Below are 16676 nucleotides of genomic sequence, written 5' to 3'. Positions count from 1 at the left end.
CTCTGTAAGAAAACCTTGACGAGAGGCCACAATAACTTGACCCAAGGACAGGGCCAGGAAATCTAATTTTGAGACATACTCAAGACCACGCCCACATCGTCTCCACTAAAGTTGGGTTGTCCTGAAATCTTCGTATCCTCATTTTCCAAATCTTTGCTTTCGACTTTGATGTTGGGACCCGATGACCACACAACAATGCGGATGTTGGAGTTCTTCTCTGCGTTTGGAAGCACACGATAATGATATGGCTGACCCCACGGGTCAGTGCCCATGGTTCCGGTCGAACGAAGGCTGTCGATTCCGTCAACTTTAGGTGAAATTGAGGCTGGAGAACGGCCTCCAGAGGCCACTTTCGGCGCCGCAGAAACCTTTGTCGCTTCGCGATAAATCTGTACAACTTGGTAACCCACGACCTCCGCTTTCTGCAGGGCGGCTTTGGTCTCAGAGTCTTGTGCGGACTGGTTCCAGGGGGAGGCAATGATGGTTGCCGAGAAGCCAACGAGACCCAACAAAGTCAGAACTCCAGATGACTTAAACTCTTGATTTTTCTCATTTTTCATTAAATTACCACCCGCAACGTAATCGACCCTAATGACGTTTCGGCGACTTCAAATGAAAACTTTAGACGAAGGTCTGAGAATTCTGCGGAAAAAAACAAACAAGGGTTTGGACTGGCCGAGATTCTCAAATCGATTGAAATTAACGCCTAGAGTCTTTTCTTTTGATTTGAGGACCGCTTGACAAGGCATGGCACCGGGGATAGGTTGCGCCCATCGACAGGGGGACGTGCTGAATACTTTAGCACATATCTCATTGGATATTTTGGGTAATTTTCAAATTGGGAGGCAGTTTTGATCAACCAAAACGAAACAATGACATCTAAGCCAAATTCTAAAGTTAAAATCATCAAGCGTTATCAGAATCGTAAACTTTATGACACACAACAAAGCTGCTACGTGACTTTGGACGACATCGCTAAAATGATTCGTACAAACGAAGAAGTAATGGTTATCGATAATAAATCAAAAAACGATATCACTGCTGCAACTTTGACTCAGATCATCTTTGAAGCTGAAAAGAAAGCATCTCAATACGCTCCTCTTTTCACACTTCGTGAAATCATCCAAAACGGCAACGGCAGCATCTCTGGCTACCTTGCTAAACTTGGTGCATTCCCTCAAGACTACATGACTAAGCAACAAGTAAACACAGTTGTTGAAAATGCGTCTGCGGAAATGAAACAAAACTTGGAAAACCGTGTTGCTACTGCAGCAACTCGCTACAACACAGACACTACTGCTAAAGTAGCTGCTGAAAAAGCGACTGTTCTTCCAGGTCTTCAACAAGACGAAGAAACTCCGAATCTTCCGGGTTCATCTCTTGGTTTGAACAACTAATTCTGTCTCGACAGAACTAGCACCGAAAGGGCTCAGCTAACGCTGGGCCTTTTTTTTGCCCAAAATTCGCGGCCTCTGAAAAATCGCCGTAAAACAGAACGCCGGAAAAAGGAATTTGCCAACGTTCCTATTTAAGGGAACGCCAAACTATAAATTTCTTTTGGCCTGACTTGATTGTGACCGTCTGATTATATAAAGCTTCGCCGGTTGGTGCGCCTGATAGACTCAAACCTTCTAAATTAAATTTATACTCCCCTGCACTTAGAGGAACTCGGATGATTTGGATTGTCTGAGGCAGCATCGACCATTGGCGAAGATCCGCTTGGTCGGCAATATTTAATGCCAAATAAGTTAAATCACCCAGCAATTTATTCTGTTGGCGCACTTGATCTGCCGCCACTGCTTTCGTGGCAATGCCCGCAAGTCGTTTTGCAATCAAGACACCATAGTCTTCCTGCAAAGTTTTGATGGCAGCTTCTTGAACATCGTAAATTGGATGACTGACGACCGTTGCTCCCCCATCAATTGTCAGCCGGGCAAGCTTGGTTTCACTCGGAGTCGGATACAGAGCTGGCAGGCGATACTCATTCTTCGCTGCATATTTTCTAGGACCCCAGCCTTGTTGGTAAATAATAATCAACTCGCCCATGGATTTGTTGTACCAATCAGGATTTTCTTTCACTTCCGGAAACTTTTTTTTCCAATCCTTATAGGTATCGGGCCGACGGGCGTTTTTAGCAGAGCGAATCAGGTCTTCGCCAATTTGTGGAATATTGGGATCTAACTTATAGGCTTCTTGATAGGCGATATAAGCATCGTCATAGTCGCGACTGGCTTCCCAGATTAAAGCGGAAAGATATTTACTGAAGGGATTCAGTTCAAACTTCTGTTTTTCATCAAGGCGATATTTTTGATATTTCTCATTGATTCGACGGGCTTCAACCAAGGCGTCATCAAGTTTGCCGATCTCCAGGAAATTCATCGCAAGATACGCATTGATGAAAATCTTTTCGAAAGTGTCGCCTTTGTATTGAACCATTCCCTGGTTCAACAACAATGATCCAGTCACACGGCTGACGGATTGATAATCGACTTCTTCGCTAAGTTTATCTGCACGCAAAAAAGTTTTATTGCTGTCGCCGACCTTTCCAGCGACTTGCAATGCCACGCCATAATCTAAAAGATAAACTAATTGATCGCCATCCGCTTTGTTCGCCAAGGGCTCAAGATCTTTAAGTGCAGCGTCGTAATTGCGAGCGATAAGTGAGGTACGGGCTTTATCCACCTTACTTTGATAAGATGCGCACCCGGTAATTAGCAGAAGAAAAAAAAGACCCACATATCCTGTGAGTCTTTTAGTCGATTTAATCATTATAGACCGATAGATTTTTTCTTAAATACTTTGCGGATTTGTTTTTGATCTGACCAAGTGATCATGCTTGTTTTCAAGTTCGTCAGATTCAAAGTCAGTTTGTAGTATACGGATTTGTCTTTACCAACCTCTTGAACGATTGAATCCAAACGACCGTTGATGATAAAGTCTGCGCCGATTTGGCCGCCTGGGCCTTTTTTAGTTTCAGCACTTGTCATACCAGAATTTTGGTAATTGTATTCGTCAGCGATATCACCACGAGCTTCTTTATCGATGAAAGCTACTTTGCCAGATTTCATCAAATCAACACGAATCATATCCATGATGCTTTGAGTGTCGATGTGTTCGCTGGTTTTGTTTTGCAAACCCGTGACGATCACGATTGGCATTTTTTTAGATTGAGTGATTGCTGGTGATTGAAGGGCACTGTTCACAAGATCCTGAACAGCTTTCTGCATATCTGTTTCAGACCATTGGTCGTTTAACAAATTCTCTCTGTTCACGTCATCGTAATCACCTTTTGTGAACGCCTTAGGACCACAGCTCGTTAGAGCCAACAAAGAAACAGCCATTGCACCAAGTAGCAAATTCTTGATCATAAATACCCCTTATTCCTCCCAATTCTATGTCGAGGATTTGTCAGGCGCAAGTCATGCCCGTGCGTTTCAAGACGGGCGTCCACCTTCCGTCCGCCCCTGATCGGTGGGTTGAGTCCGCACGGCTACGCTTTTTGCAATGTTCCCAATGCATGACAGAACTCACCAGCAGTGCCCAAGCTTTTGAAACCTTGAAAACGATCATAAACCCCTATGCCGAAGAATTGTGGGTCATCGCATTAAGTCCGCAACTACAAGTTATCGCGACGGAAATGATTTTTAGGGGGACGGCGGATCATTGTCCGACCCACCCCCGGGATATCTTTCGTTTTCTGATTTTAAAAAATGCCAGTTTTTTTATGATGGCACACAACCACCCCAGCTCCAGTGTTCAACCTTCTGATCAGGATCTGATTACCACCAGAAAAATGCATAACTGCGGCAAGCTGTTTCAAATTCCACTTTTAGATCACATTATTTTCAGCGAGCGGGATTATTATAGTATGGCTGATAATGGATTTTTCAAAAGACTCAAAGGACCGCGCACTTGATTAGCGAATGGCATCGCCGTGGGAGTTAAAGATATCCGTGCTACCCGGCTGACGATTCAGTGGGACGACTTGCTTCACCCGGTAGTTTTCATCAAGGTAAACCTTGTACCCGCCTCGGCGTGCATTTTCCACGAACTGACGAGCGTATTCTTTTTTGTAGGCCTCAGAATACTCGACTTCTTGTTGCGCATTGAAAAGTTCTTTTTGAATCACATCGTTTGGATTTAACGGCTCGCCCTCTTTACGCTCGCCACGCCCCAAAATGTTTGCAACTTCTGCAGCCCGAGAATCGTTTGAAAGATCCAAACCAGAATCTTGGGGATTGTAAGTCGTTTGCGCTTTAGTGGAATTGAAATCAGAACCCGCGGCATTTTCAATTTCTAAACGACGACGTTCGAATTCCATTTTTTCATTTGTAAGCATCAGATGTTTGTTCACGGCCTTTTCAAACTTTTCAGTTTTTTTTACACCCGCTTGGCCACCGGATTTTGGATTGTCGTTTCCTAATGACATCAATACAAGAATGCCAGCCCCTAAAAACAAGAGGATCGCCAAAAGCTTGTTGTTGTCATTCGAGGATTTCTGCTCCGCCATCACTATTATTATCGGCTAAATGAGACATCTCTAAAGGAAGCAAGCCTCGTTCAGTCCTAAGCCGGGATTTTTAGGACAATAGTTGCGTATTTTTCTCTTGGACCGGAGGGAAGATCGGTAGGATGACAATAAATTCGGTGCCAACGCCCACTTCAGAACGAACCTGAACTTCCCCACCGTGATTTTGCACGATTCCATAGGAAATACTAAGACCTAATCCAGTTCCCTGACCCACGCCTTTGGTCGTGAAAAAAGGATCGAAAATCTTATCGATCGTTTCGGCACTCATGCCTTTCCCACTGTCTTGAATTGAGATTTGCACCCAACCCGATTTATTCAGCTTGCTGTCTTTGTTCGGCTTATAGTCCTTCAAAGGCAAGGTTGAAATCCAAATATGGCCCGAACCCTCGATCGCCTGCACAGCGTTCGAAAGGATGTTCATAAAGACTTGATTGATCTGACTCGCATAACAGTGAATGTGTGGCGTCGGTTCGTATTGACGATGGATTTCCACGCGTCCTTTGATCTCCCCCTGCAACAGATTCAAAGTCGTATCCAAGCTTTGATGCAAATCGATTTCTTGCAGCTTAGCTTCCTCAAGTCGAGAGAAGTTTCTTAAGCCCAAGACGATGTCGCGCGTGCGACGAGCACCGTCCTGACAAGAAGAAATCAATTTCGGCATGTCTTTAACGATATACTCGAATTCGTACTCTTCTTTTAAGGCCGGAAGTTTGGTTACATCTTTTTCTGCCGACTCAACCAGCCTGATCAGCTTGTCGCTGTAATCACGCAGATAAGTCATGTTCGAATAGATAAAGCCAATCGGATTATTCAACTCGTGCGCCACACCCGCAACCAGCTGACCCAATGAAACCATTTTTGCCGAGTGAACCAGCTTGGTTTGGGTTTCTTTCAGCTCGCGGTTAGCAGATTCAAGCTCCGTGATTTTTTTTCTAAGGTCAGAACGCGCCGTCCAGATCTTCTTACTCATTTCATTGAAACTTTCAGTCAATAATCCAATTTCCGTATCGTTCTTAACTGGAATGGTGACCGCCTGCTCTTGAGATTCGAAAGACTGCAAGGCATCGACCAGATCATACAGCGGCTTCAAAACCCAGCTGGATGTTACTAAAATCGTCAGAATCAAAAGCATCACCACCGCACCAACGACCGTCATAAATGCGATATTCACATTGCGAAGGACGGCTGCTGATTCGCTTTTTGAAGCCCCCAATGCCACATAAAATTTTGAAATACCCCAATCCAAAGGATATACCAGGAATCCGTACGGTGCCGAGCGAACGTTCAAGTCAAAAAACAGATCTTTTTGTGGATGAAAGTAGTTCTTAAAAAAGTCTTTTTTATAAAGATAAAAATCCGCGTGGCTCGCGGCAACCATGTCGCCGTTGTCTTTAAATAAGATCAGCTCAAGCTTCAAACGGTTTTTGATTTTCGTCAGGTAAGCCTGATTCAAATCAATTACCTGCTCCATATAACCAATCAATCTTCCGCTGCCATTATTCACTTGGGAGATCAGGATCAGATTCATTTTGTGATCATCACTGTATTCAGCGACTCCCACTTCCTGATTTTCTTTAACCTCTGCCATGTATTTCGCTGATAAAAAGACCGCATCCTGGCCGGGCATAAAGCTGCGTACGGCACCTTTATTGTCTTTAAAGACCGAAGCAAGCATGCGGCCTTCACGGTTAAAGAATGTCAGGCTGGAAGTATCGTCTGAACGAATCCAGGTACTTGCGACATTACGAACAGTGTTTCCGTCTCCCATGGATAAATGGTAAGTCAAACTTGGATCGCGAAGATAGCGTTCACGACGTTGCTGCAATGATGTGCGGTAATCATTCAACATGATTTCCACTTCACGAGCATTCCCTTTAAGCCTTTGAGTCAATTCATGATCGATGGCTCTTTCGTATTTCTTCATCGAATATAGAGTTACGAAAGCCAAAGGAACGACGGAAAACAAAAGTGACCACACGATCAAAATCGTGCGCAGGGATCTCTTAGGTTTCCGTCTTAGCGTTTTCACTTTTTATCTTCATCCACAGTGATGATCAGACGGATGATTCCATCAGGCATTACACGGGGATGCTTTTCCTTGTTCACATGAACTTTGCCGTATGTGCCGAGGAACGTCGTCAGATCTTGGTATTTAGCTTCAGGCAAAGTGAAGTGATAGTACGTAGATGTTGGAGATTTCTGCCAACCTAATTCCACGCCACCGGCTTTACGACCGCCAAGCTCTTTAACTTTTTCTGTGATTTTAGGGCCAACTACAGAAAGATTCGTGACGGCAATTTCGCCCCGGTAAAGGAAACCACCCGAAGTTGCTCCTTCAGAATCGTTTTCTTCATCAGCCTCTTTTTTCGCAGGTGTTGCTGCTGCAACTTTCGCCGCCACAGATACTGCCGGAGTCGCCGAAGGTTTCGCGGCTACCGCTGTCGCTGCCGGGGTCGCTTTCACATCCACCGTCGGCAAAGGTTTAGGAGTTTGCAACGGCTTTTCAGTTTTAGGTTCTTCATCCACGAATTGTGGTTTGTCTTCAACTTGCGCAACTTTTTCAGTTTTCGCAACTTCAGCCAGAACGACTTCTTTGGTGTTACCGCTCATACCGATTTGCAAAACTTTTTGCCACGGAGCTACCGTCAGTAAAGTCACAATCACGGCTACGACAACCAAAGCTTCCAATCCCCACTTCAATCCTTGCGGCCAGCGATCGAAATTGGATTTTTGCATTAGAACGGTCAGATAAGTCGAAGGCGTATTGATTTGCTCAATGATCGGTTGAGACACAATGGTGTCAGCCAATTGTTTTGCGTAAATTTCGCCGTTCTGGATCTTATTCAAATCCAGTTGAGCATCACGCGAAAACTTCACGTGATCTTCCACCGCTGACTTTCTTTCATCATCGAGAATCCCCGACAGATAATCGTAAAGTAGCTCATGGCCGATAAAAGGAGACATCTCCCTTTTGCCTTTTTTTGAAAGAGGAATTTTACCTTCCTGCTGTGCCATGCTTTAACTTACCCACACCTTGAGTCATTGTTCCGAGTTTTCGCAAAGCTCGGCCCAGGCGATAACGAATCGTGCCTTGAGTGATTCCCAAGCCCTCTGAAATATCGTTATCTTCTATTTTTAAAATTTTTGACCAAATCACGGTTAACAGCTCGTCTTCAGAAGCTGTTTTCTGGAATTCACGCCATGGGCCCAAATCAACACCTTCAGGAACCAGCCAACCGGATTCAACTGTGGTATTTGGACGACCGCGAGTTACGCGTACTTTGAATTTATCCCAGGTAATCTTAGTTGCCGCGACAAGGGCGACAGGAGTGGAAAGCTCAGGGTTGCGTTGCTTTTTATCTCGACAAAGGGCTAGTGCCTGAGTTGAAGCTTCGATCGCCCTTCTGTCATCTAGTAAAGCAAAGTAGAAAAACAAGGCGATCGATTTTATGTCGGCTTCGGTCATGCACTTCCTAATATATAAGTAGAGTGACCCTTATGTTAGTCGACTGTCAGCTGTCTGAGAAGATCCAGTTGGTCTAGAACTTTGCCTGAACCCATAACTACGCAGCTCAATGGGTCTTCAGCGATAGAAACTGGCAATCCCGTACGTTCTCTTAGCAAAACGTCCAGGTTCGCAAGCAAGGCACCACCACCTGTGAGAACGATTCCGTTATCTACGATATCAGAAGCAAGCTCTGGCGGAGTTTTTTCAAGTGCCGTACGAACAGCATCAACCACTTCAGACAAAGGATCCATCAAGGCATCGTTCACTTGAGAGCTTGTGATCTCGATAGTTTTCGGAGCACCAGCTACGAGGTCACGACCTTTGATTTCCATCGTTTTTTCGTCTTCGAATGGATAAGCGTTACCGATTTGGATTTTAATTAATTCAGCAGTTCTTTCACCGATCAACAAATTGAACTGACGGCGTACGTAATTGATGATTGCTTCATCAAATTTATCGCCCGCAACTTTGATAGATTTACAGTAAACAATACCGCCCAAAGAAATAACCGCGACACCAGTAGTACCACCACCCATGTCGACAACCATGTTGCCCGATGGTTCAGTGATTGGAAGACCTGCACCGATTGCTGCTGCCATTGGTTCTTCGATCAAATAAACTTCGCGAGCACCAGCTGATTGAGCTGCTTCTTTAACCGCGCGCTTTTCCACCTGAGTGATTCCGTAAGGAACGCAGATGATGATACGAGGACGGATGAAAGATTTTTTCTCGCCCAAAGATTTACCGATGAAATATTTAAGCATGGATTGTGTTACTTCAAAGTCAGCGATAACACCGTCTTTGATCGGACGAATTGCTACGATAGAACCAGGAGTTCTTCCCAACATGTCCTTTGCTTCTTTACCCACAGCAAGAACGCGGTTTTGCATTCCGCGATAGTTCTTTTGAACTGCTACGACAGAAGGTTCATCAAGAATGATTCCGCGGCCTTTAACGTACACAAGAGTGTTCGCTGTGCCCAAGTCGATTGCGATATCATTAGAAAAATAGTCTTGTACTTTATCAAAAAAACTCATGCAGAATCTCTCTCAAGAAAATTTCATTGTGTCATTTCGACTACAAGTCTAGGGAGATTGAAAACCAGAGTCAATACTGATATTTAGGCCCTTCATCGAGTTCTTTTGACGCGCTACTCCAGCAAGACCAGAGTGAAGACTCGGTTAGAAGTGTTTTTTCCACTCCAATTCATGACCCATATACTCTGACAGAGCGTGTTTCTCGTCGTGCATGCGCTTCTCAGACCAACTCAATTTCTCTTGGAAAACCTGCGCAATTTCGTCGAGATGCTTCAATCCGTGATTGCGATCTGCAAGGAACAAATGCACGCGTCGAGAGAAGAAGTCGCTGAGATTTAAGCACATCGTGTTGTCGATGGCCTGCGCTGCTTCGAGTTGCCAGTAAGAATAGCGATGATCATATTTGGAGAGAATAACTTCGGCTTCCCTACCATATCTTTGTGCCAATGCGGCAACATCTGCAACAGGACGCCCGTACTCCTGAGCCCACGCGCCTGCCAGAACTTGCGCATCGTGGAATGCGCTCTCAGTCGTGTACTTATTAAATGCCACCGCCGTATCTTTCTTGGCGAATCGCGCGCGATCTTCCACAGGAAAACTTTTAAGTGCGTGGGAAACCGTTTGTTGGCACATCAAGCGGTAAGTCGTGTACTTGCCGCCCGCCACAAATGTCACACCCCGAGGATCATCGATAATCGTATGCTCACGACTGGTTTTTCCCTCTGATGAAGAGCCGTCATTCACCAACGGACGAACACCCGCATAACTGGAAATCACATCGTGCGGAGTCAAATTCGCCCCTGGGAAATAGTGGGAAGTAATATCCAAAAGATACTTAACGTCTTCAGGAGTTACGCCGACATTCTCTGGTGATTCTTTAAAATCCGTATCTGTCGTACCGATGATGATCATGTCATGACGTGGAATTCCGAAGACAATACGATTACCTTTTTCAGCACCCATCACCACCGCACTGGTGAGTGGCAGGCGATGTTGTGGCAACGTCAAATGAATACCTTTTGTAGGGCGAAGAATTTTCTTCCAGTCTTTGAAAAGCTTGTCGCCCAATTGATCTGTCCACGGACCTACGGAGCTAATCACATGACGACCACGAATCGTAAACTTTTCTTTGCTTAATTGATCTTCGCAGTGAACAGAGGAGATTTTTCCATCAGCACCAAATTCAGCACCCGTAGCACTGACATAATTGGCAGCAACCATGCCCATTTCATTTGCTGAGCGCAACGTTTCATATACCAGGCGATCATCATCCATATAGCCATCTGAATAAACGTAAGATCCCAACAAATCCTTTTCTCGTAGAGCTGTCATGCGCTCCATGGATTCTTTACTATCAAGACGTTCATGCATTTCTGGTGATTGGAATAAAGCCAAAATATCGTAAAGCCACATGCCAAGACCCATCTTGAACATGCCCACGCGACTTTCTTTATAAAGCGGCAGCATGAAACGAAGGGGATGAACCAGGTGCGGAGCCATTTCAAAAAGCTTATTGCGCTCGTTCAACGCCTCATAAACCAATTTGAAATCCATGTTTTCCAGATAACGAATTCCACCGTGAACCATTTTGCTGGAACGAGAAGATGTTCCTGAAGCAAAATCCCGAGTTTCAACCAAAGCGACCGACATCCCGCGGGCACAGGCATCACGCGCAACGCCGGCTCCATTGATCCCACCACCGATGATGATTAAATCAAATTCCTGAGATTTCATTTTGGACAAATTCTGAATACGATTCACGAAGGAAAAATTCTTCATACCCTTATCCTATTTGGTTGTTTTCACCGCTAGTGTGCCTGGCTCCCACGGAGCAGGCTTAAATCCTTTTACAGAGTTTGGAACACCATTATCTGACGGGAAGTAAACTCTTTGCAGATGTTTTTCACGGCCTAGCTTATACGCCAGTTCACAAAGTTCGTCGCGGGCCTGCAAAGTTTCAAACTGCACATGCTCGACCCATAAAGTTTGTGTTTGGCCATCAAAAAACAACAGCGGCTGAGCGATAAAATAGCCCAGCAGAGCTTTTGTTTCCGGGTCCTCGGCCAAGAAGCTCCAACCTAACGGAATATAATGATTCAAGGCTTCAATGCGATGCTTGGAATTCCAAACAGCCATCATTCTTTCCATCTCATCCGGATATTGTTCCGTCATTTTGCGATTTTCGAGATCAAGAATGTTTTGTAAATCGTCAGCCTGAATAACGCGACAGAAAAGACTCATGGCCTGTAGCTCCCTTGTCATTTGAACGTATCTATTTCATACTAAGACCCGATGAAATACAAAGATTATTCCTCTGACATTTGGACTGCGATTAACAACACGCTCGACCAGGTATTGAAAGAGCAAGATCAACCGATCGCTGCTTTCGACGCCGATGGCACTTTGTGGGATATCGATTTAGGGGAAACCTTTTTCCACTATCAAATCGACAACAAGCTGGTGCAGCTTCCTCCGTCCCCATGGGAGCACTATGAAACCATGAAAGCCGCAGATCCACGCAAAGCCTATTTGTGGCTGGCGCAGATCTGTCAGGGAAAATCTTTAACACAGGTTCGTGAGTGGGCTAAGGCTGGAGTTAAAGACGCAGCTCCTATTCCGGTTTTTTCAGAACAAAAGAAATTGATCCAACTCCTTTTGTCAAAAGGCGTGCAGGTCTACGTCATCACTGCTTCAGTAAAATGGGCGGTCGAGGCTGGCGCGGATCTGGTCGGCCTTGATCACGACAGTATCATTGGTGTTGAAACAGACGTTCAAAATGACATCATCACTGATCAACAAAAAGGTGTAATCACTTACCGCCAAGGTAAAGTTGATGCGTTGCTCGCAAAAACGGGTGGCAAGCTTCCCTTCCTAGCAAGCGGAAACACCATGGGGGATTTCAACCTGCTTGAAAGCGCCACTCACCTGCGCCTGGCAGTCAGTGCCGCCTCCCGTGACGATAAGATCTTTAAAACGGAAGCAGAGCTTGCACAAAACGCCGCCGACAAAGGCTGGCTTCACCATCGCTTTATCTAAAAAGGTGCCAGGTCCTATTTCTTGTCATGGCAGGACAAGAAATAGGACCTGGCACCTTAGTTTCATTTTGAGATTGTGTTGAAGGTTACATACAGTGATTAGTCTATCTACATCATAGGACCCCTAATTTCTTTATAAGAGGGGCCCTCTTTTTGCTATGTGTTCCCGTATGACAAACACATCGGCTACTCACGGAAATGCCTTCAAAAAAGTAATGTTCTTCTTCGGTGTCATCGCGATTTCGGAAGTTGGCTTCTCCAGTCTTTGTCCAAATAATGTCGCGACAACGACGACTTACTTCGTTCCTAAGATGAGTGACTACTGCAAGGGCAGTAAACCCTGCGCACGCTTTCGCAAGCAGGTTCGCCTGCAGGGCTCGGGTACTATGCCGAACGGAAAACTTCTGACCTATACGGGGAAGAAAATCAATTTAGGCAGCTGTGACACCGCTTTTGGGGCGAGTGGCAACTGCTTGGTTCCATTCATCTCTGTTGCCGCAGATCCACGCTATTATAGTATGGGGGATATTATCCAGATGCCTTCATTGAAGGGAAAAACCATTCACTTACCGAATGGAAGAACAATGGTTCATCCTGGCTATTTGATTGTTCAAGATACGGGTGGAGCAATTCGCGGCCGCAACCGTTTTGACTTTTTCACGGGCTCTTATGGTTTCACTAATCGCAATAATGCCTTCGGTGCATACGGCTCCGACGATACGCAAATGTCTGACAAAAACGATTGCGACAGCAGAAAAACATTCAGTGTTGTCAGACGCGGCTCTGGAAATTACGAACAGTCTTTGGTGGCCATTGAAGATGCTCTTAGAAGCTCTGGCAATCAAAGACAAGTGGCTTCCGTTCAAAAAACGGCGTCAGGAGCCAGATAATGTTTCGCAATTCATTGATCGTATTAGCTCTCGTATTCATTTCAATTTCAAGTCTGGCTGAGGAAGTCGACATGGCTTCCTCCGTGGTTCCGGCCCCACCCAGCGATGAAATCAATATGTCAGAGCCTCCGTTCTGGATGTCGTCATACGATGAGTTTCACGATTTGCAGTCCGTGCAAAAGGAATTCTATTTAGAAAAGCTATTGCCATATCTCTCTGGAATACCAGGACTGAATCCTGTTTCTAAAAAACAACTTTTAGAAGCGTCGGAATGGTATCAAGGCTGGAATCATATTCGTAAGAAAGTATACGTCTCCTGCCAAGACAAAGAACGCATAAAAACCTGCGAGGAAATCGCCAACATCCGCTTGCAAGCTTTAGATATTCTCTCCAATCAAAAGGAAGAAAATCGCAAAGCCAATGAATACGCGAAAGAAGAAAAATCCAAGGAATCCGCCAAAAAGAAGAAATCCAAATAAAAAAAGCCCTGGCGATGAACCAGGGCTTTTTCATACTCAATCAACACACCGCACCCCCAAAAGGTACGGCGTACCTTTTAGGGTTTACCGACTACTTTTTCGATGTCGGAGATTTCTTTTGGTACGGATGTGGTCATGTTTTCGACGCCGTTTGAAGTTACGCGGATGTTGTCTTCGATACGGATACCGATACCACGATATTTTTGAGGTGCCGAGGTGTCGTCGGCTGGGATGTACAATCCTGGCTCGATCGTGAAGCACATGTTGGCTTCGATCGGGCGTGGCTCACCTTTTTTGAAGTACAAACCCGCATCATGCACATCAAGACCCAACCAGTGACCAATACCGTGCGGATAGTATTTCTTTTGCGCCAGGGATTGGATCAAATCGTCTTTACGACCTGATAATAAACCCAGCTCAAGCATTGCATCTGTCAGCATCGAAGTACCCATGTCATGCAAGTCTTTAAACACGATTCCCGGCTTTACGAAATCAACGATCGCTTTTTGAACTTTCAACACAGCTTCGTACACGCGGCCCTGCTCGTCAGTGAATTTGCCGTTTACTGGGAAAGTTCTTGTGATGTCACCGGTGTAGTAGTTGTACTCCGCACCAGCATCAATCAATAGCAAATCACCGTCTTTGCATACTTGGTCATTGAAGTTGTAGTGAAGAGTTGTCGCTGCATTACCAGAAGCCACGATAAAGCCGTAACCTTCACGCGCAGAATCTCTCATGTAGAAGTTATGAGCTAACACGCCTTGTACCTGGCGCTCAGTCACACCCGGGCGAGTAAAGCGCATCGCTGCCAAGTGAGCTTGAGCAGAAATTTCGCAAGCTTCGCGAAGCTGAGTCAATTCGTACTCAGACTTCACCAAACGCATTTCACCAATCAAAGTGTCAGCATCATGCACGCTTAGCAAACCATAGCCCGTACGACCACGCATTTGTTTTACCGTGTTCAACACATGTTCCATCTTTTCATCGACTTCTTTGTTTTTGAACTGGCGATAATAAATTGAATCAACAGCAGACAACAATTGCGGAGCCATTTTTTCAAATTCATCAATTGGATAGCATTTGTCGATTTTGAATTCTTGTTCGCAACCCTCTGGGCCGTAACGGAATCCGTCCCAAGTTTCTCTTTCGCGGTCACGACGACGCACGAACATCACAGATTCTGGAGTTTGACCAGGACGCACGATCAAAATGGAATCTGGTTCTTCCCAACCAGTAAGGTAAAACATATTAGAATCTTGACGATACGGGAAATGCACATCGTGATTGCGGATCAACTCGGGGTGAGAAGCAACCACCAATGCGGAACCTGGGATCTGTTGACCCAGTTTCTTTCTTCTTTCTGCAAAAATGTTCATATCAAAAGTTGGTTTTCTCATTCCGGTCTCCTGAACTTTTTAAAGTCCCCATTTACGTGTCAAAGTTTTCAATTGGCGGTTTGCGGAGTCAGCACCTTTGTTCATGATCTCACGGCGCTTATCGAAGTCCATAATACCATAGTCACCCGTCTCAAGGGTAATAACAGTATCAACTCCCGCAAAAGGCTTATTATACAGTCCTGCGATCTCACTCCATAATACGTTGTCCGTTGCCGAGGCATCCAAAGTGAACGGTTTGCTGCCGCCCGGGCCCTGAAGAACGTTTACGAAGACCACAAAGTTCGCACCCTTTTGGCGCAGATATCTAGCCAAACCAGAAACCTCGCGAACCGCCGCGATGTTACCCTGAAAAGGCTTAAAGAAAGGAGGATATGCCATACACATGGACATCAACTGTTCCATGCCCCCACGGTTCATCATCAAGGACTGATTCTTCTTCAAATTGTAAGAAGGGCACGCAAACGGAATGCGATAGTCTTCGGCTTTTTGATTTTTAAAAGCTGTGTTGTAAAATTCGCGCATCACAGTGATGTCGCCGTTTTTATTCACATTGCCCAACAATGATTTTTTGATGATCTCGTCATCTTTCATTTTGAACATTTGCCATTCAACGTCGTTGGCCTGTTCGCGATTCGCATACAGTGCCGCCATCGGAGACGCAAATTCGATCCCACCGATTGCATACACAGGAACTTTCGCGCGAGTCAGTTCGTGCAAGAATCCAATATGTGCATAAGTCTTAGCTCCCCCGCCTCCCAAGATGAAAGCGATCTTAGGCATCGCCGGAATCACAGGTGCCGGTGGTGGAGTTGTTGGTTCCTCTACTTGGATGTCAGGCTGATAAGGCGTCGCTGCTTCTTCAGTTTGACGAGGCGACGTCGGAGTAGTGGATGTAGTTTTAGAACCCGGAGTCGGTGCTGGTTTAGTTGCATTGCGAATATCTTCACGGGTCTTGAATGATTGACAACCCGCCAGGAAAACCAATGTTAAAAGCAGGCTAGTGCTTTTTCGCGAAAACAAAAAACTCATGATTGCCGTCCTTTCCCTCAATGGAAGAAGCAAAATAGTCCTTTACATCAAAGCCGCTGTTTTGGCAGACCGCCTTGATCTTTTCTTCGACTTTCAAATACAACGAAGAGTCTTTGACAATACCACCCTTTGAGAGCCCGTCAACGCCGACCTCAAACTGTGGCTTTACAAGACTTAACAACTGGCCCGAATGTTTTAGGAAACGAGCCAATTCCGGGATAATCATTTCAATTGAAATGAAAGATACGTCCATGACAATGAGATCAAACCCATCTTTTGGAGTAGCCTCAACCACAGAGGGCTCTTTGGACAAGGCACGAGCATTGATGCCCTCAATAACCTTAAGCTTGGGGTTATTCAAAAGACTGGCACTGACCTGTCCATGACCGACATCGACGCCTAAAACAAAGTGAGCACCCGATTGCAAAGCACAATCCGTAAAGCCACCCGTGGAAATCCCCACATCCAGAACATCGAAGCCCTGAATATTAAGGCCCACTTGCTTTAAGGCCCCCTCAAGCTTTAATCCCCCACGAGAAACAAAGCGGTTGGCGGGTCCTTGTTCCACGAAAATATGATTTTCCATTTCCAGAGTGACAGGCAAATTCGATTTTTTAAGGATTTTTTTCTGGCCGTTGTTATCAAGGAATACCTGCCCCGCCTCAATCAATTCTTGAGCATGAGTGCGTGATTGGGCCAAACCCTTTTCAAACACATAAATATCCAAGCGCTTCTTGTCGGTCATAACTTACGTCCCTCGGATCAAAACT

General features: G+C 45.3%; 18 protein-coding genes. 5 read left to right on the top strand and 13 right to left on the bottom strand.

Annotated elements, in window-relative coordinates; translation table 11 throughout:
• Positions 1-62: 62 nt before the first annotated feature.
• Positions 63-560, bottom strand: coding sequence for a hypothetical protein (locus tag HW988_RS01010; RefSeq protein ID WP_181605839.1), 498 nt, complete (start codon positions 558-560; stop codon positions 63-65).
• Between the two features lie 291 nt (positions 561-851).
• Between HW988_RS01010 and HW988_RS01005 the strand changes: the two genes are divergently transcribed.
• Positions 852-1397 carry a polyhydroxyalkanoate synthesis regulator DNA-binding domain-containing protein gene (locus tag HW988_RS01005; RefSeq protein WP_088617236.1) on the top strand — a complete coding sequence of 182 codons (546 nt, stop codon included), beginning with the start codon at positions 852-854 and terminating at the stop codon, positions 1395-1397.
• A gap of 127 nt (positions 1398-1524) precedes the next feature.
• Here HW988_RS01005 and HW988_RS01000 read toward each other — a convergent pair whose 3' ends face one another.
• Together HW988_RS01000 and lpoB are read right to left on the bottom strand one after the other, a co-directional pair.
• Positions 1525-2769, bottom strand: a complete 1245-nt coding sequence (locus HW988_RS01000; protein ID WP_181605838.1) for a COG3014 family protein — start codon at positions 2767-2769, stop codon at positions 1525-1527.
• Positions 2769-3368, bottom strand: a complete 600-nt coding sequence (gene lpoB / locus HW988_RS00995; protein WP_142698605.1) for a penicillin-binding protein activator LpoB — start codon at positions 3366-3368, stop codon at positions 2769-2771. Before lpoB ends, HW988_RS01000 begins: the two co-directional genes overlap by 1 nt.
• A 149-nt stretch (positions 3369-3517) precedes the next feature.
• On the opposite strand from lpoB, the gene HW988_RS00990 reads away from it, so the two are divergent.
• Complete coding sequence (locus tag HW988_RS00990; protein ID WP_255490140.1) at positions 3518-3916, top strand: JAB domain-containing protein; 399 nt, start codon at positions 3518-3520, stop codon at positions 3914-3916.
• On the opposite strand, the gene HW988_RS00985 is transcribed toward HW988_RS00990, so the two are convergent.
• The 7 genes from HW988_RS00985 to HW988_RS00955 form a co-directional block, all read right to left on the bottom strand.
• Positions 3917-4510: a hypothetical protein gene (locus HW988_RS00985; RefSeq protein WP_181605836.1), complete on the bottom strand. Its 594-nt coding sequence runs from the start codon at positions 4508-4510 to the stop codon at positions 3917-3919.
• 70 nt (positions 4511-4580) lie between these two features.
• The gene (locus tag HW988_RS00980) at positions 4581-6560 is read right to left on the bottom strand and encodes an ATP-binding protein (protein WP_181605835.1); all 1980 of its coding nucleotides are present in this window, start codon (positions 6558-6560) and stop codon (positions 4581-4583) included.
• Positions 6557-7546 carry a hypothetical protein gene (locus HW988_RS00975; protein ID WP_181605834.1) on the bottom strand — a complete coding sequence of 330 codons (990 nt, stop codon included), beginning with the start codon at positions 7544-7546 and terminating at the stop codon, positions 6557-6559. Before HW988_RS00975 ends, HW988_RS00980 begins: the two co-directional genes overlap by 4 nt.
• Positions 7527-7997: a hypothetical protein gene (locus tag HW988_RS00970; RefSeq protein ID WP_181605833.1), complete on the bottom strand. Its 471-nt coding sequence runs from the start codon at positions 7995-7997 to the stop codon at positions 7527-7529. The genes HW988_RS00975 and HW988_RS00970 overlap by 20 nt, the downstream gene beginning before the upstream one ends.
• Before the next feature lie 35 nt (positions 7998-8032).
• Entirely contained in the window at positions 8033-9076 is a 1044-nt protein-coding gene (locus HW988_RS00965) for a rod shape-determining protein (protein WP_142698595.1), read from the bottom strand.
• A gap of 144 nt (positions 9077-9220) precedes the next feature.
• Positions 9221-10855, bottom strand: a complete 1635-nt coding sequence (locus HW988_RS00960; RefSeq protein WP_181605832.1) for a glycerol-3-phosphate dehydrogenase/oxidase — start codon at positions 10853-10855, stop codon at positions 9221-9223.
• Between the two features lie 9 nt (positions 10856-10864).
• Positions 10865-11317: a hypothetical protein gene (locus HW988_RS00955; RefSeq protein WP_142698593.1), complete on the bottom strand. Its 453-nt coding sequence runs from the start codon at positions 11315-11317 to the stop codon at positions 10865-10867.
• A gap of 51 nt (positions 11318-11368) precedes the next feature.
• On the opposite strand from HW988_RS00955, the gene HW988_RS00950 reads away from it, so the two are divergent.
• The 3 genes from HW988_RS00950 to HW988_RS00940 all read left to right on the top strand — a co-directional run bounded on the left by HW988_RS00950 (position 11369) and on the right by HW988_RS00940 (position 13480).
• Complete coding sequence (locus HW988_RS00950; RefSeq protein ID WP_181605831.1) at positions 11369-12112, top strand: HAD family phosphatase; 744 nt, start codon at positions 11369-11371, stop codon at positions 12110-12112.
• Positions 12113-12281: 169 nt separating this feature from the next.
• Positions 12282-13001 carry a 3D domain-containing protein gene (locus tag HW988_RS00945; protein ID WP_181605830.1) on the top strand — a complete coding sequence of 240 codons (720 nt, stop codon included), beginning with the start codon at positions 12282-12284 and terminating at the stop codon, positions 12999-13001.
• Positions 13001-13480: a hypothetical protein gene (locus tag HW988_RS00940; RefSeq protein ID WP_181605829.1), complete on the top strand. Its 480-nt coding sequence runs from the start codon at positions 13001-13003 to the stop codon at positions 13478-13480. The genes HW988_RS00945 and HW988_RS00940 overlap by 1 nt, the downstream gene beginning before the upstream one ends.
• 77 nt (positions 13481-13557) lie before the next feature.
• On the opposite strand, the gene HW988_RS00935 is transcribed toward HW988_RS00940, so the two are convergent.
• The 3 genes from HW988_RS00935 to HW988_RS00925 are packed head-to-tail and all read right to left on the bottom strand — an operon-like array spanning position 13558 to position 16651.
• Positions 13558-14877 (bottom strand): aminopeptidase P family protein, encoded by a 1320-nt coding sequence (locus HW988_RS00935; protein ID WP_181605828.1) that lies wholly within the window; start codon positions 14875-14877, stop codon positions 13558-13560.
• Positions 14878-14895: 18 nt separating this feature from the next.
• Positions 14896-15906, bottom strand: a complete 1011-nt coding sequence (locus tag HW988_RS00930; RefSeq protein ID WP_181605827.1) for a patatin-like phospholipase family protein — start codon at positions 15904-15906, stop codon at positions 14896-14898.
• The gene (locus HW988_RS00925) at positions 15875-16651 is read right to left on the bottom strand and encodes a TlyA family RNA methyltransferase (protein ID WP_181605826.1); all 777 of its coding nucleotides are present in this window, start codon (positions 16649-16651) and stop codon (positions 15875-15877) included. The genes HW988_RS00930 and HW988_RS00925 overlap by 32 nt, the downstream gene beginning before the upstream one ends.
• Positions 16652-16676 lie beyond the last annotated feature (25 nt).

Origin of the sequence: Bdellovibrio sp. KM01 (genome assembly GCF_013752535.1) — a bacterium.
In the GTDB taxonomy this organism is placed as follows: domain Bacteria; phylum Bdellovibrionota; class Bdellovibrionia; order Bdellovibrionales; family Bdellovibrionaceae; genus Bdellovibrio.
Note: the sequence above shows the minus strand (reverse complement) of the source record. Positions and strands in the feature narration are given on the sequence as shown.